The organism is Bacillus sp. TE9106W (assembly GCF_054062215.1).
Genome location: NZ_JBSSFA010000005.1, coordinates 294143 through 315093, shown reverse-complemented (window position 1 = coordinate 315093; position 20951 = coordinate 294143). Strand labels below are relative to the sequence as shown.

Below are 20951 nucleotides of genomic sequence, written 5' to 3'. Positions count from 1 at the left end.
ATTCCAACTGTCAACAGGTTTGGAATGCCTTTTTATGTGTAAGTGAGTGGTTTGAAACTGCCAATTCTACGGTTATTTTAAGTAAATTGAATGGATTATAATTTTGTGAGTTTTTATAATTTTTAGTAATTATTATCGTTTATCTATTAATATAAATATAGACAACTATGTAATAACTATCAGGCAGGTTAATAGAAAAAGGAAAGCATAAATAATTAATAAGCTTACATTGAACAAAAAGGTATTCTTGATGTAAAACATTCAATCCCTTCATCGACATTGGATTATTTACCAGAGGATGAAGTTCAAGATTACATCGATTCAAATCAAACAATAGAATATGCGCATACACTAGAAGATCAAATCCAAGGCCAAATTGAAGCGGGTTTTATTATAACAGGTTTTTATCTCTTTCGGCAAGAAGACTCCACCTGATTTGTGTTACGGGTGAAACCCAACAATTCAGGTGGAGATGAATTGCCGTCAGTAGGTAGGCTGAACTCTTTTGATTCGCTCATAATAATTTTTGAGACGAATGTTTGTTTCTTTTTTTCTTACCATATAGTGTGGATAAGGAGGGAATAGATTGTAAGACAACGAAATTAGATAATGATTATCATTCCGCTACTTGATACAAAAGGAATTACGATGAAGAACATGTTCTTGTTCCATTTCTTTCTACATATTAATTTGTCAAAAGTAATTTTAATGAACTCTCTGAGAAAGGTGGTGAAAACAATGGCTAGAAAGAAAGCAGTGAAAGTATTACGAAAACAAAAGAAAAGAGAAACCATACAACGATTCACGCAGAAACAAAATATTGGACGAGCGTGCCTCACAGCTAAAGAATTTCGTTTACTTCAGCGCATGTTACATAGTTCAAAAGCGTTACGAAATGTTGGCTTGTACACCATGAAACAAAGTTATTTGAACCATAATCAAATAGCTACTGTAAAAGAAGTGGACAATGCCATGCAAGCCGATATGAACTACTGGGGCATACAATCAAACTCTGTTCAAGCGATTCGTAGAGCTTTATTTACAGAAGTGAAGAGCTTTTTTAAAGCGTTAGAACAGTGGAAGGGAAAATCTGAAAACTTCACAGGTCGTCCTAAGTTTCCGCATTATTCTCGTTCCACTGACAAACGAATCATTGAAATCTATCAAGTGCCAAAAGTGGATGATAACGGATATTGGATCATTCCGATGAATATTGCATTCAGAAAAAAGTTTGGTTCTATTAGAATACGTATGCCTAAAAACTTAAGAAATAAAAAAATCTCCTACATTGAGATTGTACCGAAGCAAAAAGGTCGGTTCTTTGAGGTGCATTATACATATGAAATGCACGTTTCTCAAATGAAGAAAGCATCCACGACTACGAGTAACGCTTTGAGTTGCGATTTAGGTGTAGATAGATTAGTAAGTTGCGTGACAAATACAGGTGATACATTCTTAATTGATGGAAAGAAATTAAAATCCATTAACCAGTACTTCAACAAAATGATACGTAATCTACAACAGAAAAATATGGGAAATGGAATTTCCAAACGCGTTGTAACGAATAGAATAGCCGCACTTTGGCATAAACGAGAAAGACAAATAAACGGTTACATTTCACAAACGGTAGGCCTGTTGTTCAAAAAAGCGAAAGAATTCGATATAGATACGATTGTTGTAGGGTATAACGCTGGTTGGAAACAAAAATCTGATATGGGAAACAAGAGTAATCAAACATTTGTTCAAATTCCCTTTCATAAACTGATGGCAGCGATTGAGAATAAATGTGTAAAAGAAGGCATCCGATTTTTGAAACAAGAAGAAAGCTATACTTCAAAAGCTAGTTTTCTGGATAAAGATCCGGTTCCAGTTTGGTCTAAGGGCGATAAGACTCATTATCTCTTTAGTGGCAAACGAATCACTCGTGGTCTGTACAAAAGTAAAGTAGGAACATGTATTCATGCGGATATTAATGGTGCATTGAATACATTGCAAAAATCAAAAGTTGTAGAATTGGATGAGAATCTTAAAGTGAAAACGCCGATTCTATTAGAAGTGCAAAAACGTAAGGCTGTTGCCTCGCGCATAGCTTAGTGGGTGTGTCAACCATCCATGTGTACTCGACTTGTTGGGGCTTGTAGCACACGCCGGATTCATCTGAGTGGTGGCTTCTTCTGTAAGGAAGAACTGTTCTTTTTCGAAAGGGTGGTGCAAGTGGGAAAACAATCATTTGTTGCCAGTACCAACCAAAAACATACTTGGGGTGTTACCATAAGGTGGCATGAATGCTAGAGCGTCAACTGTCTAGTGATAGACCGAAAAGACCTAGTATTATGACTCAAGCCCCCACTGAAACGCTTTATCTCAGTGGGGGTAGTTGACTGCTACAAAAGCTATAAAGTTAAAGGTTGATTAAGAATTTTGACTTGTCACACGAGACGTTAGTCGAAGAAGGTTCTTAAAATAGTATATATAAAGATTCCTGAGTTAAAGCAAACAGTGAATCAAAATAAACAAGATTTATTAGAGGAATTAGCTAACAAGCTTGCAACTGAACAATTTAACCAGAAGATGACTGTGATTGATAACCGTTTCACTATTAATGAACAGGGTATCAATGCTGCAGCAAAAAAGACAGAAGTATATACAAAGACGCAAGCAGATGGACAATTCGCTACAGGTTCTTATGTAAGAGCTATGGAAACTCGTCTTCAGTTAACTGAAAAGGGCGTTAGTATACCTGTAAAAGAAAATGATGTAATAGCAGCCATTAACATGAGTAAAGAAAACATTAAGTTAAATGCTGCACGAATAGATTTAGTTGGTAAAGTTAATGCTGAGTGGATTAAAGCTGGATTGCTGAGCGGTTGCCAAAATAGAACATCAAATACGGATAACTACGTTAGCTTAGATGACCAATTGTCTCTATGAAAGAGGAGTTGCTAGAGCTTTTCTGGGGCACTACAGAAGGTCAGATGGCGCAGTACAACCGACTTTTATCTTAGGGTCCGATGAAAAAACTAATGCTCCAGAAGGCACTTTGTTTATGTCTCAAGCAGGTGCAGGATGGTCAGGGGCTTATGCGAGCATTGGTATTAGCAATGGCATAGTTGATGGTGCAGTCCAAAAGTCTGTGTATTGGGAAACGGACTAAGTGTCCTAAATGCTAATGATTACCATGTTTTTTATGCTGGGAGTGGGAGTTGGTATTTTAGACGAGGAAAACCGGGGTTATATCAAACTTCGTTAAATAGTACAGATTCTGATTTAAGATTACCTAATATTACTTTACGTAATAGCCGTGCAGCAGGATATACAGGTATCATTCAAGTCAAGTCACCTGTTACTCAGAATGGATGGGGATCTGTTCAAGGTAATTTCATGAGCCCTTCATTACGGGAATATAAATCTAACATTCCTGATTTTTTCAGCCTTAGAAAAAATCAGGAATGTACGAGTAAGACAATTTAACTATAAGAATGCGGTAAACGAGCTTTACAAAATGAGAGAAGAGAGAAGTCCTTATAATCCACCATTGACAACAGAAGATATTAAAACATACTACGGAGCAATTGTAGATGAATGTGATGAAGCGTTTATCGATGAAAGTGGTAAAGGGATTCACTTATACTCATATTCGTCACTTACAATCAAAGCTTTACAGGAAGTTGATGCGACAGTACAAGAGCAGGAGGTAGAAATAGCAAATATAAAATTACAAGTAGCTAGTCAAGAAGATCGGATAGCCCGATTAGAAGAATTATTACTACAACAATTAATAAATAAGAAACCAGAGCAGCCATAAGCTGGTCTTTTTTTATTGCCTAAAAAGGGGTGGTTAAGGTGGAAGGGTTACAAGAGGTGCGAAGTGATGTTCAAGAAATCAAACAAGAAATTAAAGAAATAAGATTAGAAGTTAAAAGCTTAGAAATACGAACAACAGGTAACGAAAAAGACATTATTAATATCAACAAACAGTTAGATAAAATCAGCGCCAATACTACTTGGATTTTACGCCTTATAGTTCGTGGAATTGTTGTCGGTCTTTCACAAATCGTAAAAACAATTGGATTACAAACAAAATACGTTCCATTATTAAATTTAACGCTTGGCATTGTGCTAGGCGTTTTATTTTTGGATGGAGATATCAAAACAAATGTATTTCAAGGAATCATCATTGGTCTATCAGCAAGTGGATTATTTGACCACACAAAAATTATGAAAAAGGATGTTGATTCTAAATGAAAAAGACAATGAAACATATTACCTCGTTTCTTATGATTCTAGTACTTGCTGTTTCGTTTGCTACAAGTGCTTTTGCGGATAGAACCATTATTATTCCTGATTTATCGAAACAACCATACCGTAATGGTGTAGGTGCTTATGAGGGCGTTGTAGCACATTCTACAGCAACACCAGAAGCACCAGCTATTAATATTCAAAAATATGAGTCTCGTACATGGCGTTCGGCATTTGTACATTATGTAGTTGATTGGAATGAAATAATCCAAATTGCTGATACGAAATACATTGCTTATGGTGCAGGACCAGGAGCAAATAAACGATTTGTTCACGTAGAATTATGCGAAACAAAAGATTATGAGAAATTCAAACGCAGCTATGATAAATACGTTAAGTTATTAGCTAAAATTCTTCGTGATCGTGGATTATCAGCAGAAAAAGGATTATGGACTCACTACGATGTAACGAAATATCTTGGTGGTACAGATTATGAAGATTCGCTTGATTATTTACGTAGTCATGGAATTTCAGAAGCGCAATTTAGAGCAGATGTAAAACGAGCATACAATAGTTCTAGTGTTGAGGTCTCTGTGCCTGACAAACCATCTAAACCAGCAGAAGTCCCAACAGCTGTAACAGATGGAATTGCTTTTATTGAAGGTTACAATGTGAATTTACGTAAAGGACCTGGTACAAACTATTCTAAGATTCGTCAGCTAAATAAACCGGAATCTAATGTTGTATGGGCTGAAAAGGATGGTTGGTTAAATCTTGGTGGTGAACAATGGGTTAAGAACGATCCATCTTATGTAAAGTTTAGTAAGAAAAGCACTGTGAATTCATCAATTATAGGTAAGCGTGTTGTTTCTAAAGTTAATAATTTACGATTTTATGATGCTCCATCTTGGCAGAATAAAGATGGAGCTGGATCTGTAGATACAGGATTAGGTTTCACAATCGATGCGAAAGTAAATGTTAACGGTTCACCGCAATATAAAGTACACAATAGCAAAGGAAAAACATACTATATTACGACAAGTGAAGCCTATGTGTATGTAGTAAAGTAATTAAAAAGCTGACTATAATTAGTCAGCTTTTTGTATACTATAATCTAGTATTTATCAATCCAAAAGACATGTTCTTTGCCTTTAAGCTGGCACTGAAAAACTTAACACTGTTTCTTTTTACAATGACAACAAATAAAGAAACATTTACAACGACACTTATTTCGCTTAAACTTCCAATCGTCATCGCAATTGTGCTTATCTTTAGATTTCCACCAATCGTCATCACAATGATGCTTATCTTTAGATTTCCACCAATCATCACAACAATGATTTTTCTTAGAACTCCAGCAATTATTATTCCAGGACATTCTTTTATACCTCCCTTCAATTAGGGTTCATATTATTCTATGTTTTAGTAAAAAAACTGCTTGTTCATTAACCTATTATTATATTTTTATATGATAGAGTGCTTTCTATTAGATATAGAATTCATACAAACTATGCTAATTTTCAAGGGAGAGTGGATGGAACTATTGATTATAATATTGATTAAAACACACTTATCAAAGAAAACAGTCTAATTTAAAATAATTTCTTATTTGGGAGTATATTGTCTTGAATATATATCAAAATTGAATAGGTAAAAGATTTTATGTAACAACAAATAAAACTTCAGTATATGTAAAGCGATTTTTTACGAATATATAGCTTGATAAAAAATAAAAATCTTCATTTGGTAACCATATTCATATCGTGATATCCAAAATTTAATTCAAGATAACTCATTTAATAAAGACTTCTTAATTTTACCGAATCTGCGAGATACGTTGAAAACAGATTTTGTATCTCTCTAAAATGTTAATTTTCTGAATTTTCAATAAAAATGATTAGATTATACTAACTTAATGATAATGATTAAAAAGGCTACTATAGAACCCAAACATTAATAGAAGAAAGACATATACAAGTATTATGAGTTTGAAAATTGCATAAACTCTAAAATCTTATAAAAAGAGGAGCATGAAACATGAGCGAACAATGTCCAATTAATGTACCATGTCAGGTAGAAGGACAAACCCAAACACCATTAAGTGATGAGACTGCAACACCAATTCTTACTCCAGGAGCACCCATTGTAAAGATTCCAGTTGTATTAGCTGAAAGAACGCTTCAAATTGTTGTAGAGTCCGATATTTCATTAGATCCTCCAGCAGTCGAAATTAAACGCATCTTAAAAAACGTATTTTTAACACAATGTAAGTTAGTGCCTGTAGCATTCGTACCAGTACCAGGTACACCTTACCGACGAGTTACAAGAGCAAAATTATTTGTACAAGGCTATATTCGTAAAAATATTGAATATGCAAATGACGAGTGTAATGGAGTTCTATATGATCGTATTGCAAATGTTCCATTTTCTGGTTTTGCAGATCTGACAGAAGGTGATTTTCTATCATTAGCTTTAGTAGCTTCTTCTTCGGACACTACTTCTCATTTTATAAATCCTAAAAACGGTGATTTACCACGTCAAGACAAATATTTCTTTGAAAATTCAGTTTTTTATAACGAACAACCATATTGTGAATTAGTAAGCGCTCAATTTTTTGAATTAGACTTTTCACCTTGTCCTACAGACTTAAACGAACCATTTGGTACGCTTCGTGAAAAAATTGTACTAGATCTTACTTTAAAAGTTTTACAAGTACAACAAGTACAAGTAGCACTATAAAAATAAAAAAGAAATTGTCTTTGTTAAAAAGACAATTTCTTTTTTATTTTTATACAACATATATAATGATGAAATGGTCACATACAAAAAACAAATTTTTTGAATTTCATCAGACGGGGGGATGGTGATGAAAAATCCATGGAATGGTAAGGGAATATGGGATGAAATTTACAAGTATAAAAACCTGAATATACAAGATAATTTACACGAAAAAAGAGGGGGGAAAGAAGAAGTACCACCTGAATTAAAGGGAGAAGATGTAGCATCAAAATTAGAGAAAGAAGGTAAAGCGTCTGAATCACAAATTGGGCCTTTAATACGCTCACTGGTGGTCAAAACTCCATTTTCTATTTTTTCAGAAGTAACTAGTTTTAAAATATTTCCAAAAATAAATGTAAAAAATCAAGAAGCATTTGTATTTAGGAATGAAAAAGGTGTAGAAGGGCGTGAATTAGATTGTAAGTTATTAACTACAGTGCAACAATATCATTCGGATATTTATTGTAAATTAGTTTCTTTAAATCTTCATGAGAAGAGAGTTCATTTTGAATTATATAACCAAAAAAATAAAGGGAATAAAGAAGAGAATAAGGTAGAGGCATCTTCATGGATTCCTATTCACAGTATAATATTAGAGAGTGAAAATGGGGAAGACGTAAATAATTTTATTACAGCGAAACTACCAATAGAAATAGGAAGATATAAAGGTGAAATTAGTTTACGAGAAAAGGTTGTATTTAAAGAAAAAGTCATAGGAATAAAAGAGGTTGAACAGGAGATTATTTTGACAAAAACCGAATTTTTTATACCAAAAGTAAAAAAGAATGGGCAAAATGCACTTACAGTTGAAAAAGGAAGCTTATTGGTAGAAGGGTATATATATCAATGTATTGAATACATATCAGAACAAAGTACACTTCATGATAATGAGCATCAGTTAATACAAAATATTGTATTGGAGTTAATCATTCAAGTAATACAAGAGCAAGAAGTACAAGTGCGAATTAAATAAAAATAATTATATTCCCTCGATTAGCTGATTATTTTTATTCGTAGTGTATCGATGGGTATTCTTTTGTAAATCATTCAGTGCTGCAAACTATTTGTTAAATGGTTTATCCTTGATAAATTCAATTTTACATTGTTACTAAATTGTATGAACCTTCTCTGGTTTATGTTTTAAAAAAGTGCTAACAAGTTTGCAAAAAATCTTGCTAACACTTATACAGATTAGACATAAATTATCGCTGATATGTCGTTTTTAAAAATAGTCTTAATCAGTTAAATCACACTTATACGAAATGCTCATAAAAACCGTCTTAATATCACCAGTATAAATCCCTATAAATTGAGGGTGTTTTTCTGAAAATATTCCTTTTCCCATACTTAACGTTGCAATAGGAAACCCCGTTTTTTCTACAAATTGATATAAATATTCTTTTGCATGAAAACGATCTACTTCAAAATCAGCTAAAATAATAGGTTTCTTTGCGCTATTTATTTTTGAAATGGCATGTAGAAGCATTTTATCCAGTGTTTCTTTATTACTTAAAATCGGTTTATGTAAAATTGGTTCTGCAGGTTTATTAATTGGTTTATTATATACATCAATCGGTAAATTAATATGAACAGGACGTTTTTCATTCCAACATGCACGTAACACACGGTCAATTTCCTCGACTGCATGCTCTGGGGTTAAATTAGTTTGTGCAACAATAATTTCTCGATACATATTGGAAAAGTGATTAAACTTTCCGTCGCCTAACGTATGATGAATGAGCTCCCCATTTTCCATTACAGTTGTTGTTGGCGTACCAGTTATTTTTATAACGGGTACATTTTCAGCATATGAACCAGCAATTCCGTTAATGGCACTTAATTCTCCAACGCCAAAGGTGGTAATAAGAGCACCGATTCCTTTTATACGAGCATATCCATATGCCGCATATGCCGCATTTAATTCATTACAATTGCCAATCCACTCTAACTTTTCATGTGCTATCACATCATCTAAAAAGGCAAGATTATAATCACCAGGGACACCAAAAATATGTTCAATTCCTAATTCGCTTAATCGATCTAATAAATATGTACTTACAGTATAGTGCGTTTTCAAATGAATCATCTCCTAATTGTTTTGCTTTCTTGTAATAAATGAAAGCAGCTCTAGAGTATTGAGTAAAATATTCATTACTAGAATGTGGTATAATTTACATACAGGGGGAAAGTAGATGACACAGCATAAAGAAGAACAGATGAATGAAGCATTAGCATTATTTTACTTTGCATATAAAACATTTACTGAAAAGCCAGATGAAATTATAAAAGAGTACGGTATTCAAAGAGTACATCACCGAATTTTATTTTTTATCGCACGCTTTCCGGGGGTAAGTGTAAATGAGTTATTATCACTACTAGAAATAAGTAAACAAGCTCTTCACGGACCATTACGACAACTTGTGGAAAAGGGCTTAATTGAGAGTAATGAAGCTACACATGATCGCCGTGTGAAACAGTTGTCTTTAACAGAACAAGGTGCCGATTTAGAGAAAAAACTGAGCGATGTACAAAGACAACAAATGGGTGCTATTTTTTCAAAATTTGGTGAATCGTGTGAAGAAAATTGGCATCAAGTTATGAATGAAATGGCACATAGCCGATCAGGTTTTGACGCTTGGCTATCGAAACGGGAAGTTGCAATCGATCAAAAATAATGAGAAATATATCTGTTTTTATAGTTTGAAAAAGAACAAAATTTATCCATACATTTGGCAACTATGGAGCTATCATAGAGTGAATGGATAAAAAGATACATTACTAGATACTTTATACGTGTACGCAATGGAACAATAAAATTCACATTTCCGAGAGGGGAATTATTATGATAAAACTTGTACTTATTCGTCACGGACAGAGTTTATGGAATCTTGAAAATCGCTTTACTGGATGGACAGATGTCGATTTATCAGAGAATGGATTAAATGAAGCGAGAGAAGCAGGAGCGATATTAAAGAAAAATGAATATACTTTTGATGTAGCTTATACATCTGTATTAAAACGAGCAATTCGGACGTTATGGATTGTACTTCATGAAATGGATCTTGCCTGGGTGCCAGTACATAAATCTTGGAAGCTAAATGAAAGACATTATGGTGCATTGCAAGGGTTGAATAAAGATGAAACCGCGCAAAAATATGGTGAGGAGCAAGTTCATATTTGGAGAAGAAGTATTGATGTAAGACCACCTGCTCTTACTGAAGATGATCCTAGGTATGAAATGAATGATCCAAGATATAAAGAACTGAAAAAAGGTGAGTTTCCATTGACAGAATGTTTAGTGGATACGGAGAAAAGAGTACTTGCTTATTGGCATTCAGAAATTGCGCCGAAATTAAAGAATGGTAACAAAGTAATTATTTCGTCACATGGTAACACAATTCGCTCGCTAGTAAAATATTTAGACAATCTTTCAAGCGATGGTGTTGTTTCATTAAATATTCCAACGAGTATACCACTCGTGTATGAATTAGACGATGATTTACGTCCAATTCGTCATTATTACTTAAGTATGGATAGAGAAGTACCTGAAGGGGAAATTCCGAAACATATTTCTTTTTAACATGAAAATTTGAAACACATGCTTGTCTACATATACAATGTAGATTCAAGGTAAAAGACGTGGTACCTTCTAATGTATATGCGATGTAGCTAAATTTAGAAGCTTGTCCACGTCTTTTGTCATAAAGAGAGTTGCTTGTGCATGTAATGATATCGTGAGTAGTTTTTGAATGGAGGGTGATGTCATTGGTGATCTCTAACATTCGAATCGGCTTATTTATTTTAGCAATCGTTTTTCTAGTACTTGTTTTCTTTTATTGGAAAAACGAAGAGTTGTACGAGGAGAAGAAGCAACGTATTAGAAAGACTTGGTATGGGTTGTTTATAATATCAGTCACCGTGTATTTCATGATAAAAGGAATTGATTTAACCCTCTGGAAAAATCTTTTAATGTTCACTGCAATGGTTATTTTCGTTGATATTGCATTTATTTTAACACCGAATATTTCAGAAATATGGGGAGCGAAATTTAGCGATATCGGCAAGACAGTTCAATCGATAAAACGGTCATTAATTGCTTCTAAAGCAAGAGGAGAAATATACACAACAATCATTCAAAATGTCAATCCAGCATTGTTCGGTACGATGGAATGGCATACGGAGGAAGAATATACAAAAAGCTTAAACGCATTTTTAGATTCGTATGGGGAAAAGATTGGAGCAAAAATTGTTGTACTTGAAGCAGCAAAGGAATTAAATACAAACTTTCGTGGTATCCGTTCTCAATTTAGTACTATCATTCCGTTAGAGTACATTGAGCAATTGAATGAGCAGAGAGCAGTACAAGTAGAAAATGTTGGAATTATACCAGCAAAAATAGTGAGTGATATTTTCATTGTTATTGATGGGAAGAAAAATAACCTGCAAGATCGAGATTTTGAAAATGTATATAATTTAACAATACATCATAGTTATTTTAGTAAATAAGGACAGAAATTTTTTCTGTCCTTTTCACTTATACATAAAGGTAAAGCGAATTTAGACAAACTTGTATAAAATCGGACAATCATTCCTACACTAGCACGTAGAGGTGATTGTAGTGATGAAAAATAATGACAATGATTTTTTTAAAGAAGATAATGAAGATACAACGGATTTCTCGTTAATTAAAGGGGATACATTACAGCAAGTAGAAGATTTAGAAGATGAATTAAAAAGAAAATGATACTTGTACATGCTATTTACATTTACGATATAATATAAATAGAAGATTGTATCTTTTTGAAAAGGGGGAGAAGAGATGGCTGAAGTAAATGTACAAAAGTCTTCGTTTTTTAAAGAAAAAAAAGAAGAATCAAATACAGATTTCTCTCTTGTGAAAGGTGCATTGACTCAAAATGTGGATCGATTAGAAAAATTTGTAGAGGCAATTCCATATAAGTATATAAAAGAGGGTAATGTAAAAGAGAATGCGTAAAAACATTCTCTTTTACATTACCTCTTTATGATTTGTTTATGCGTTATTTCTTTTTTTGTTTAAAAATGATTTTATACATATAATACCCAAGGGTTGCAAAAATGAATCCAATAGCAGCACCAACTATTTCTTTCATAAACAATAAGTATAACGAAGCAATAATTAGGGTAAATAAGATTAAAATTAATACATACTTTGAAATAAATTCTAACCCTTTGTACACTAGTAGAATGACACCTGAAAGAACAGTGATGATAGGTAATATCCTATTTTCGAAAAAGCCTTCCTTTTTTTTGCTAGAATGCTGTTGTTTATTCAATATAAATATACTCCCATCTTAAAGGATTAACGTTTTATTAGTTTTGCTATTTCATTTTCGAAAAGATTTTTGGTTAAATAGGTTATATCAAAGGAATCATTTATTATATTTCGAGTTAGTAGCCATTGGATGTTTGGTGATTCAATAACAAAGAATCCATTGTCAGAAATAACCTCATTCTTTTCTGTTATATCCAGACGCATAATAGTGTAAATAGACTGTGTTGTTTTTAAATCCTTTATAAAATTTTCAGCATATAAGGAATTAAATCCATTCTCTATTAATATTGTTTTCCCTTCTTGAATAGACAGAGGGAATAACTTTTCGATATTTTGTACGATATGATTTGGAAGAGTCCCTACAATGTTACTTCCTTTTTCCTCTTGCTGAAATACTAGCTGTAATTGATTCAAGATATGAGATATCTTGTCGAAGGTTAGTAAATTGTTCTTGCTCTTGAGTACTTTTAAACTTGTTAGTAGAAGCTTCTAATAATTCTGGAGTCACGATAATATTCAATATGGTTAACCTCCTTGTGTGAAAAATTATTTTAACCAAAAATATAGTAGATTATAATCCCATTAAAATCTACTTTTTATAATATCAAATATTATTATTAAATAGTAGGTTAATATTTTTAATTTTATGATAATTAATGAAAATAAAAAAGAGAGAATTCCAGGTAGGAGTTAAAGGTAAAGGTACATCAGATTTCTCGTTAATAAAAGGGGATACGATGCAGAAAGTAGAAGAGTTAGAAGAAGAATTAAAAAGAAAATGATACGTGTACACGCTGTCTGCATTTGCTATATAATATAAATAAAAGGTTGTATCTTTTTTGAAAAGGGGGAGAAGAGATGGCTGAAATTAGTGTAAAAAAGTCTTCATTTTTTAAAGAAAAAAAAGAAGAACCAAATACAGATTTCTCTCTTGTGAAAGGTGCATTAACGGAAAATATAAATCGGTTAGAGAAATTAATGAATAATGGTACTTCAAAATATATGAGAGCAAAAAAAGAGAAAGAAAATGCATAGTGCGTTTTCTTTCTCTTTTTATATGCAATTTAAATGTTTAACGAGCGGATATTAAAGTATGAAATAGAAAGTGAAAATAATGAATCATGGTATAATGATAAAAGACTTACATATTATTTTGTTATTTTGAGAGGAGCTTAAAAATGTATTCTACTTTAGAACAATTAACAAAGCACCCTGTATTTTATCATTTTGCAGAAATTTCAAAGATTCCTAGAGGATCAGGTAATGAAAAAGAAATTAGTGATTTTTTGGTTGGCTTTGCGAAAGAACGTAATTTAGAAGTGATTCAAGATGAAGCATTAAATGTCATTATTAAAAAAGAAGCAACTGCTGGTTATGAAAATGTACCAGCTATTATCATTCAAGGTCATATGGATATGGTTTGCGAAAAAAATCAAGCAACCGTACATGATTTTGATAAAGATCCAATTGAATTACGAATTATTGGGGACATGTTATATGCAAATCAAACGACTTTAGGAGCTGATAATGGTATTGCAGTTGCATATGCATTAGCTTTATTAGATTCAAAAGACATTCCGCATCCAGCACTAGAAGTAGTTATTACTACTGAAGAAGAAACGACAATGGGTGGAGCTTTCGCTGTTGATTCAAATCATTTTGAAGGAAAGATTTTTATTAATATTGATTCTGAAGAAGATCATAAATTACTTGTAAGTAGCGCAGGTGGTGCAAAAGCTGTTGAAGCGATTCCAGTAATTTGGGATGAAGCACCAGCGAATATGGATGCATACCGTTTATATGTTGGCGGTCTAAAAGGCGGACATTCTGGTATGGAAATTGATAAACAACGTGGTAATGCGAACAAAGTATTAGGACGAGTATTACATGATTTATCAGTAAATATTCAATTTGATATAAGTGAAGTTCACGGTGGATTAAAAACGAATGCAATTCCGCGTGAAAGTGTAGCTACAATTTTATTACGTCAAGAAGATGTAGAGAAGGTAGAAGAAAAGTTAGAATCATGGACACGAGTATTACAAGAAGAAATGCGTGCTGTTGATCCAGATGTTCATGTTACACTTACAAAATTAGATGAGAAAGTAGAAAAAGTATTTGCTAAAGAAACACAAAAGCAACTTATTTCATCATTATTCTTAATTCCGAACGGCATTCAAAGTATGAGCATGGATATTAAAGGTCTAGTAGAAAGCTCAACAAATTTAGGTGTTATTGAAACGTTGCAAGATGAAATTAAATTACGTAACGAAGTGAGAAGCTCTGTAAGTAGTTTAAAACAACATATTGCAGATGAGATTAAATGTATTGCCGAATTATTTGGTGCAACATTTGAAATCGAGTCAGAGTATCCAGAATGGCCATACAACCCGAATTCACAAATTCGTAATTTATTTGAAAAAGTGCATCAAGAAAAATACAATAAAGATGTTGAAATCTTCGCTGTACACGCTGGGATTGAATGCAGTGTATTCGTTCAAAAGATGCCTGAATTAGATGCGATTTCATTCGGTCCAGATATATTCAATGTCCATACTCCAGATGAACATATTAGTATTTCTTCTGTTGTGAATAACTGGGGATTCTTCGTTGATGTAATGAAGGGTACGAAAGAATTAGCTAAGTAATAATGATGAAATGAAAAATAGCCTATAAAACTTTATAGGCTATTTTTTTGTATAGAGTTTCATTAGAAATTCGTTTTTATGTAAGTATTTAATTTTTGCTTTTATTTCTAAAAGAGATTGTACCAAAGATTGCTCCGGATATCGCTCCGATTAAAGTCGTAAAAATTGCACTCCATGCTGCAAATGACATTATTACACCTCCAAATAATAAATTATTGTTTCTTATTCCTTTTAATAGAAATGATAATTGCAACAACTGCTAAGAAAATAAGAGGAGACCAAGAAAAGAAAGACATGAAAAATTCTTCCTTCAATATTTATATAAAATAATTATCACATATTCATAAATCGAACATGTGGAATATGTAATATTGCATATCGAATTGTAGGACATAACGAAGTGAAAACGGTTCGTGAATAAAAATGATAATTTATAAAGAAAGTAAGGATTTTTTCTAACCTTAAAAAGGGCAAACAATCAAAAACCTCCACTATCTTATATAAGGTAGTGGAGGTTTTAAAATGGTTTTTGTTTAAGAAAAATAGTATCAAATATTTATTTACTGGTGAGATAAACGTAAATTATTTTGAGATTTTAAAGCTGCCCCCATAATAATAATTTTCTCCAAGTTTCATAACAGCTACATATGTTCCCGGATTATAAGCCTTAGTAATAGGCGTTACAAATCTACCATAATTATGTTTTAAACCAGAGTCATAAATGGTTTTATATCTATGCAAGTTTATTTCATCATTTTCATTTCCACTCAACTGATATATTTTTACAATACCAGTATCCTTACCACCAGTATATATAGTAACATCGAATGTATCTCCATGCTTTAAGTCACCAACTGCTAACTCTTCTATAAAATCTGCATTATGATGTAATAAAAAATAGCTTTGCCACTGCCAATTATCTAAAAATCGTGATTCTTTTTGTGTAAGTTGCGATTCAGCAGACACAGGTGGGAGTGTACCAATTGTATTCGAAAATAAAAATCCTCCAACAGTCAATGCACCAATAATTGTTGATTGCCTTAAAAATTTCATCTTTTAGACCTCCTAATTAATAAAGAATTTAGAAATCGTTTTTGTGAAAAACTAGCTGTGAAATCTAAAGGATGATAATATCTTCTATAACCATATTAACATTTATTGATTTATCAGACAAATCGAAAACCATTTAGAAATAACAATTACGTTGCGAGCTATTGTATAGTAGAGATATGGTTCATAATAAAGGGGGAATACATATGTGGAAGCGATTTGTAGCGATTGGTGATAGTTTTACAGAGGGGATAGGGGATGAAGTTGAGGGTATAGTATTAAAAAGCTGGGTAGATCATTTTGTTCAACTGTGTGTAAACGATATAGAATATGCCAATTTTGCCAAGCGTGGGTTAGTAACGAAAGAAATTCGCTCACAGCAATTGGAAAAAGCATTAACTTTTAAACCAGATTTGGTTAGTCTAATTGCGGGTGCAAACGATGTATTAAAAGGACGTTGGAATCTTCAAACATATAAGAACGATATGGAATTTATGATAGATAAATTAAGTAAAACAGGTGCTGATATTATGATAGCAAATCTTCCGGATTTTACAGTAAGGCTTCCTCTTGCTTCTGAAAAAAAACAAGTAATAAAAGAACAATTATTAGAGGCAAATGAAGTTATCCTTTCATTGAGCAGAGAGTATAAGCTTCATCATGTTGATTTTTGGAATCATCATGTAGTTAATGAAAATACGCTTTGGTCTAAGGATTTCATTCATCCAAACTCAAAAGGATATGTAAAAGTTGCTGAATTGATTTTTAATAGTTTGCCTGTACATGACTCTTCTGAATAAGCTGTAGAATGACCAAAACTCCTGTCGCACATGCTGGACAGGGGTTTTTAATATAAAAAGAAGGATATAGGGTGCCTATAAATCATAGTTTAAGTAATGTTTTTATTTTTGATATTTTCTGTTGCAGAACCCTTTGTATAAGGGTTCTTTTTTGTATCAAATATATACAAAAAAGATAGAATTGGAGAACCCAAACTAAGAGACATTTTAAATAAAATTGTTAAAACAATACTAATAATAAAGTTCATTAATTATATCCGCTTCTTCTATTTGTGTGAGCTTTAAAACTTTTCTCTTCTAATTCAGCTTAACCATAAATTAAATTTTTATTGTAAATGTGGAACAAATTCATTACTTACATTGTCAATTAAGCGTTACGACATTTTTTATTTAAAATATCAGGAAAGGAAAAAACATTTTTAACTAAGGGAGAAGATTGAATTGAAAAAATTATGGATGCTGCTTTTCTTTTGTTTTGCAGTTATGTTGGTAGGATGTAATAAAAGCGAACCACCAAAACAAGCATTTGAAGAATATATAAATTTATGGAATGATAAAAAGTTTGCAAATATATATGACCATTTATCAGAACATGCCCAAAAAACGATTTCTAAAAAGGAATTCACAGAGAAATATCAAAAAATTTATGAAGGTATTGGAGTTAAGAATTTAAAAGTTAAAATGAAAGGAGAGAATACGAAAGATAAGGAGCTTTTTCTTTTGGAAGTTAAGATGGATACAGATGGAGGGCCAGTCTCATTCATCCATGAAGCAAAACTTGTAAAAGAAAAAGAATCTTGGAAAATAGATTGGACACCAGATTTCATTTTTCCAGGTATGAAAAAAGATTACAAAGTACGTATGCAATTAGAAAAAGGAAAACGCGGAGAAATATATGATCGAAATGGGAAAGCTCTTGCAACGAATGGAAAAGCGACTGAGGTTGGAATTATTCCAGAGAAGCTAGGCGAAACGGCGGCGCAAACAAAAGAAATAGTAGCACAATTACTTGATATGTCTACAGAAGAGATCGAACAGAAACTCACAGCGAAATGGATAAAACCAAACTCCTTTGTACCAATTGGTATTTTAAAAGAGGGAGCCAGACAGAATGATTATATTGAATTAGAAGGAGTTTCATCTCGCCCAGTAAATATTCGGACGTATCCATTAGGAGAAGCAGCCGCACACTTAACGGGATATATAGGAAAGGTGAATGCAGAGGAGTTAAAATCGCTTCAAAAAAAAGGATATCAAGCAGATGATTTAATAGGTAAGACAGGTTTAGAGAAAGTATTAGAGAATAAATTGCGTGGTGAAAAGGGCGGACGCGTATTTATAGAAGATGAGAGTGGGAAAGAAATTAAAAACGTAGCAAAAAAAGAAGCAAAAGAAGGGGAAAATGTTACGTTAACAATTGATGCTGCAATGCAAGAAAAAATCTTTAATGAGATGAAAAATGAAGCAGGATCTAGTGCAGCGGTTAATCCTAAAACGGGTAAAACAATTGCACTTGTAAGTAGCCCTGCTTATAATCCGAATACAATAGTGCGAGGTGCATCAAAAGCACAAAGAGAAGCGTGGACTAACGACGCGAAACTACCAATGATGAATCGCTTCACACAAGCATTTGTACCAGGTTCCGTATTTAAAACGATTACAGGTGCAATTGGCTTGGAAACAAACGTAATAAATCCTAAGGAAGAATTTAATATTCAAGGATTGAAGTGGACAAGGGACTTCTCTTGGGGAAATTATTATGTAACACGTGTGAAGGATGCAAGTCCAATTAATTTTAATAAGGCGATGAAGTACTCTGATAATATTTATTTTGCTCAACAAGCTTTGAAAATAGGAAAAGATCAGTATATAAATGAACTGAAGAAATACGGTTTTCATGAAAAATTACCAATCGAATACGAATTTCCTATGTCAATTATTGCGAGAGATGGGATAAAAAATGATATTCAACTAGCAGACACGGGATACGGACAAGGGCAAGTATTAATGACCCCACTTCATTTAGCATTAACATATGCACCGATTGTGAATGAAGGGAATATTCCGTCGCCCCATCTTTTAAAAGAAGCAAGAGTAACGGGAAATTGGAAAGAAAATGTGGTTTCTAAAAAGAATCAAGACATATTAAAGAATGCATTAATAAAAGTCATTAATGACCCTGATGGAGCGGGGAGAATTGCTAAGGTTGATGGTGTAACGCTTGCGGGTAAAACTGGTACAGCAGAGCTGAAAGAGTCGAAAGAAGCAGATGGAAAAGAACTTGGATGGTTTGCAGCTTTTGATGCAAATGAGCCAGATATGATTGTTACAATGATGATTGAAGATGTAAAAGGAAGAGGAGGGAGCAATGTTCCAGGTGAAAAAGTAAAACATGTTTTTCAGAAATAATACCTTAGTATAAGGGGAAATCTTTTAGTAAATTCACTATACTTTTGCTTAACTTAAAGAACAATTAAGTATCACAAAAGCATTCTTCTTAATCGAGAATGCTTTTTCTATTTTATTATGGCTCGAGGAAGTTGATACTTCATCATATACATTGTTTAAATCAAATTCTATGGTTTTAAATGTGATATTATGGAACCTGTCATTTAAGAGAATATATAGGTGATTATTTAAAGCTTCTTCTATTGAAAAAAGATAATAAATGGAACAAATGAAACTTGTATCTTGTCTATATATTGAAACCATAATAAAAGTGAGGGTAGTTTTATGTTTATTCAAATAAGTTTGAGGTGTGGAAATGGAACAGACGTTTATTGAAAAGTGTAATCATGATGAGCTGGACTATGTTATAAAAGACTATTGGCAAGATGTATGGAATTATTCATTTATTATTACGAAAGATCCACACTTATCAGATGATATTACGCAAGATGTATTTATAAAGGTATTTAAAAATTGGAATTCATTTCGAAAGGAGTCATCTATTAAAACGTGGATATTAAAAATCACAAGAAATACGGCAATAAACTATTTGAAATCATCTTATTTTAAAAGAATATCTTTAGTAGGATTTTTTAGTGACGACAAGCAAACTGTGTCGGCAGAACAAGAATTTTTTAAGCAAGAAGAAATGAATGATGTTTGGAAAGTTGTATTAAAACTACCTAAAAAGCACCGCGAAATAATAATATTGGACGCAAAATATGAATTATCTTATGAAGAAATGGCTGAAACACTAGGAGTATCCATTGGAACTGTAAAATCTAGATTAAGTAGAGCAAGAAGTAAGGTTTCAAAATTAATAGGGGAGGGTAGTAGTGATGAACAATAAACAAAATCCTGACTGGTATAGAAAATTAAAAAAAGGCCCAATGGAACACCGTAAAAACGAAGAAGAATATATTTATAAAATAAAGCAATCTATATATGAAAGTAATGAGGGAGGCTCTCTAAAACAAACAAGAAGATTTCGTAAAAAAGCATTGCCAATTGTTGTGGTTTTAGCTTGTACATTTTTATTTTTTATTGTTCAACAACCTTGGCTTGATGATAATAAATCACCGGTACAAAGTAGTACACAAATTAAGCCTAAAACAAAAGATGAGTCTGCTCAAGATCCAACATTAAAACAATTTATGAATGATTTATATCAAAGTACAAATGCAAAAAATGAAACTGACTTGTATAAAGCGTTAAACGATGAAGTTCAATTTAAAGGGAAGAGCTATATGAAGGATGAATTGAAGTTTGATGAAGATATTTTTCATGAGTTGCAAGTCGCTCTTACAATGGGCGGAGAATTCGCAAATGATACAAAACAAGTATACAAAGTACCAAGTGGATTGACAGAAAGTAACCAACAAAAGCAAGCACACTTTATATATGCAACTGTTACTGGAAATAAAACGAAAATTTTAGCTGAACCAAAGCGAGAATCAAAAGTTTTATATGAAGTATCTAATGAAATGGTAAAAGCTTGGATTCCAGAAAAAGTGCAGAAGAATGAATATATAAAAGTATCTACAATTAATGGTAATACTGGATATGTACAAAAAGAGTATATTTTAACTGACATTAAATACTCATTTATGTTTGAAAAGAATAATGAAGGTATATGGAAAATAATAAATATAGATTCTATTTGGTAAAAAAGGA

General features: G+C 32.5%; 21 protein-coding genes and 4 pseudogenes. 20 read left to right on the top strand and 5 right to left on the bottom strand.

Translation table 11 applies throughout. The annotated features are described in order from the left end of the window. Positions 1–231 precede the first annotated feature (231 nt). From ACVWY7_RS12810 to ACVWY7_RS12785, 6 genes and pseudogenes are all read left to right on the top strand, one after another. Positions 232–408: pseudogene (locus ACVWY7_RS12810) on the top strand (SAM-dependent methyltransferase); the annotation flags it as partial. A 330-nt stretch (positions 409–738) separates the two neighbouring features. Further along, positions 739–2094 carry an RNA-guided endonuclease TnpB family protein gene (locus ACVWY7_RS12805; RefSeq protein WP_105989847.1) on the top strand — a complete coding sequence of 452 codons (1356 nt, stop codon included), beginning with the start codon at positions 739–741 and terminating at the stop codon, positions 2092–2094. Between the two features lie 381 nt (positions 2095–2475). Continuing rightward, positions 2476–2833 (top strand): annotated as a pseudogene (locus ACVWY7_RS12800) (tail fiber domain-containing protein); the annotation flags it as partial. A 702-nt stretch (positions 2834–3535) separates the two neighbouring features. Further along, the gene (locus ACVWY7_RS12795) at positions 3536–3805 is read left to right on the top strand and encodes a hypothetical protein (RefSeq protein WP_374223470.1); all 270 of its coding nucleotides are present in this window, start codon (positions 3536–3538) and stop codon (positions 3803–3805) included. A 29-nt stretch (positions 3806–3834) separates the two neighbouring features. Continuing rightward, positions 3835–4245 carry a hemolysin XhlA family protein gene (locus tag ACVWY7_RS12790; protein ID WP_368087195.1) on the top strand — a complete coding sequence of 137 codons (411 nt, stop codon included), beginning with the start codon at positions 3835–3837 and terminating at the stop codon, positions 4243–4245. Beyond that, a complete protein-coding gene (locus tag ACVWY7_RS12785; RefSeq protein ID WP_456523818.1) occupies positions 4242–5309 on the top strand; it encodes an N-acetylmuramoyl-L-alanine amidase in 1068 nt (355 codons plus the stop codon). Before ACVWY7_RS12790 ends, ACVWY7_RS12785 begins: the two co-directional genes overlap by 4 nt. 37 nt (positions 5310–5346) lie before the next feature. Here ACVWY7_RS12785 and ACVWY7_RS12780 read toward each other — a convergent pair whose 3' ends face one another. After that, positions 5347–5637 carry a hypothetical protein gene (locus ACVWY7_RS12780; protein WP_000675796.1) on the bottom strand — a complete coding sequence of 97 codons (291 nt, stop codon included), beginning with the start codon at positions 5635–5637 and terminating at the stop codon, positions 5347–5349. Positions 5638–6276: 639 nt separating this feature from the next. Here ACVWY7_RS12780 and ACVWY7_RS12775 point away from each other — a divergent pair. Together ACVWY7_RS12775 and ACVWY7_RS12770 are read left to right on the top strand one after the other, a co-directional pair. Continuing rightward, positions 6277–6978 carry a CsxC family protein gene (locus tag ACVWY7_RS12775; protein WP_001294991.1) on the top strand — a complete coding sequence of 234 codons (702 nt, stop codon included), beginning with the start codon at positions 6277–6279 and terminating at the stop codon, positions 6976–6978. A 127-nt stretch (positions 6979–7105) separates the two neighbouring features. After that, a complete protein-coding gene (locus tag ACVWY7_RS12770; RefSeq protein WP_073524001.1) occupies positions 7106–7990 on the top strand; it encodes a BC_2427 family protein in 885 nt (294 codons plus the stop codon). A gap of 294 nt (positions 7991–8284) precedes the next feature. Here the strand turns inward: ACVWY7_RS12770 and ACVWY7_RS12765 are convergent. Further along, positions 8285–9103: pseudogene (locus ACVWY7_RS12765) on the bottom strand (thiamine pyrophosphate-binding protein); the annotation flags it as partial. 106 nt (positions 9104–9209) lie between these two features. Between ACVWY7_RS12765 and ACVWY7_RS12760 the strand changes: the two are divergent. The 5 genes from ACVWY7_RS12760 (at position 9210) to spoIISB (ACVWY7_RS12740) (ending at position 12013) form a co-directional block, all read left to right on the top strand. Continuing rightward, the gene (locus ACVWY7_RS12760) at positions 9210–9692 is read left to right on the top strand and encodes a MarR family winged helix-turn-helix transcriptional regulator (protein ID WP_000191910.1); all 483 of its coding nucleotides are present in this window, start codon (positions 9210–9212) and stop codon (positions 9690–9692) included. Between the two features lie 167 nt (positions 9693–9859). Beyond that, positions 9860–10597, top strand: a complete 738-nt coding sequence (gpmA, locus tag ACVWY7_RS12755; RefSeq protein WP_000594126.1) for a 2,3-diphosphoglycerate-dependent phosphoglycerate mutase — start codon at positions 9860–9862, stop codon at positions 10595–10597. A gap of 188 nt (positions 10598–10785) precedes the next feature. After that, complete coding sequence (locus tag ACVWY7_RS12750) at positions 10786–11523, top strand: type II toxin-antitoxin system SpoIISA family toxin (RefSeq protein ID WP_033682054.1); 738 nt, start codon at positions 10786–10788, stop codon at positions 11521–11523. A 112-nt stretch (positions 11524–11635) separates the two neighbouring features. Beyond that, positions 11636–11761: a hypothetical protein gene (locus tag ACVWY7_RS12745; RefSeq protein WP_033682050.1), complete on the top strand. Its 126-nt coding sequence runs from the start codon at positions 11636–11638 to the stop codon at positions 11759–11761. Positions 11762–11836: 75 nt separating this feature from the next. Beyond that, a complete protein-coding gene (gene spoIISB / locus ACVWY7_RS12740; RefSeq protein ID WP_073523995.1) occupies positions 11837–12013 on the top strand; it encodes a stage II sporulation protein SB in 177 nt (58 codons plus the stop codon). 43 nt (positions 12014–12056) lie between these two features. On the opposite strand, the gene ACVWY7_RS12735 is transcribed toward spoIISB (ACVWY7_RS12740), so the two are convergent. Next, complete coding sequence (locus ACVWY7_RS12735) at positions 12057–12332, bottom strand: hypothetical protein (RefSeq protein ID WP_001041551.1); 276 nt, start codon at positions 12330–12332, stop codon at positions 12057–12059. A gap of 290 nt (positions 12333–12622) precedes the next feature. Next, a pseudogene (locus tag ACVWY7_RS12730) lies at positions 12623–12851 on the bottom strand (hypothetical protein); the annotation flags it as partial. Positions 12852–12987: 136 nt separating this feature from the next. Between ACVWY7_RS12730 and ACVWY7_RS12725 the strand changes: the two are divergent. The 3 genes from ACVWY7_RS12725 to pepD all read left to right on the top strand — a co-directional run bounded on the left by ACVWY7_RS12725 (position 12988) and on the right by pepD (position 14979). Further along, positions 12988–13113 (top strand): hypothetical protein, encoded by a 126-nt coding sequence (locus ACVWY7_RS12725; protein WP_000694309.1) that lies wholly within the window; start codon positions 12988–12990, stop codon positions 13111–13113. Between the two features lie 76 nt (positions 13114–13189). Beyond that, positions 13190–13366, top strand: a complete 177-nt coding sequence (gene spoIISB / locus ACVWY7_RS12720) for a stage II sporulation protein SB (RefSeq protein WP_000808045.1) — start codon at positions 13190–13192, stop codon at positions 13364–13366. A 143-nt stretch (positions 13367–13509) separates the two neighbouring features. Then, positions 13510–14979, top strand: a complete 1470-nt coding sequence (gene pepD, locus ACVWY7_RS12715) for a beta-Ala-His dipeptidase (RefSeq protein WP_000287520.1) — start codon at positions 13510–13512, stop codon at positions 14977–14979. Positions 14980–15561: 582 nt separating this feature from the next. On the opposite strand, the gene ACVWY7_RS12710 is transcribed toward pepD, so the two are convergent. Then, positions 15562–16032 (bottom strand): DUF5065 family protein, encoded by a 471-nt coding sequence (locus ACVWY7_RS12710; protein WP_000670598.1) that lies wholly within the window; start codon positions 16030–16032, stop codon positions 15562–15564. Between the two features lie 176 nt (positions 16033–16208). Here ACVWY7_RS12710 and ACVWY7_RS12705 point away from each other — a divergent pair, with 176 nt between their 5' ends. The 4 genes from ACVWY7_RS12705 (at position 16209) to ACVWY7_RS12690 (ending at position 20944) form a co-directional block, all read left to right on the top strand. Continuing rightward, the gene (locus tag ACVWY7_RS12705) at positions 16209–16829 is read left to right on the top strand and encodes an SGNH/GDSL hydrolase family protein (RefSeq protein WP_142395584.1); all 621 of its coding nucleotides are present in this window, start codon (positions 16209–16211) and stop codon (positions 16827–16829) included. A gap of 441 nt (positions 16830–17270) precedes the next feature. Beyond that, the gene (locus ACVWY7_RS12700; RefSeq protein WP_105989842.1) at positions 17271–19238 is read left to right on the top strand and encodes a penicillin-binding transpeptidase domain-containing protein; all 1968 of its coding nucleotides are present in this window, start codon (positions 17271–17273) and stop codon (positions 19236–19238) included. 355 nt (positions 19239–19593) lie between these two features. Further along, positions 19594–20127 carry an RNA polymerase sigma factor gene (locus tag ACVWY7_RS12695; protein ID WP_000438333.1) on the top strand — a complete coding sequence of 178 codons (534 nt, stop codon included), beginning with the start codon at positions 19594–19596 and terminating at the stop codon, positions 20125–20127. Then, the gene (locus ACVWY7_RS12690) at positions 20117–20944 is read left to right on the top strand and encodes an SH3 domain-containing protein (RefSeq protein WP_431174535.1); all 828 of its coding nucleotides are present in this window, start codon (positions 20117–20119) and stop codon (positions 20942–20944) included. The genes ACVWY7_RS12695 and ACVWY7_RS12690 overlap by 11 nt, the downstream gene beginning before the upstream one ends. Positions 20945–20951: the final 7 nt, after the last annotated feature.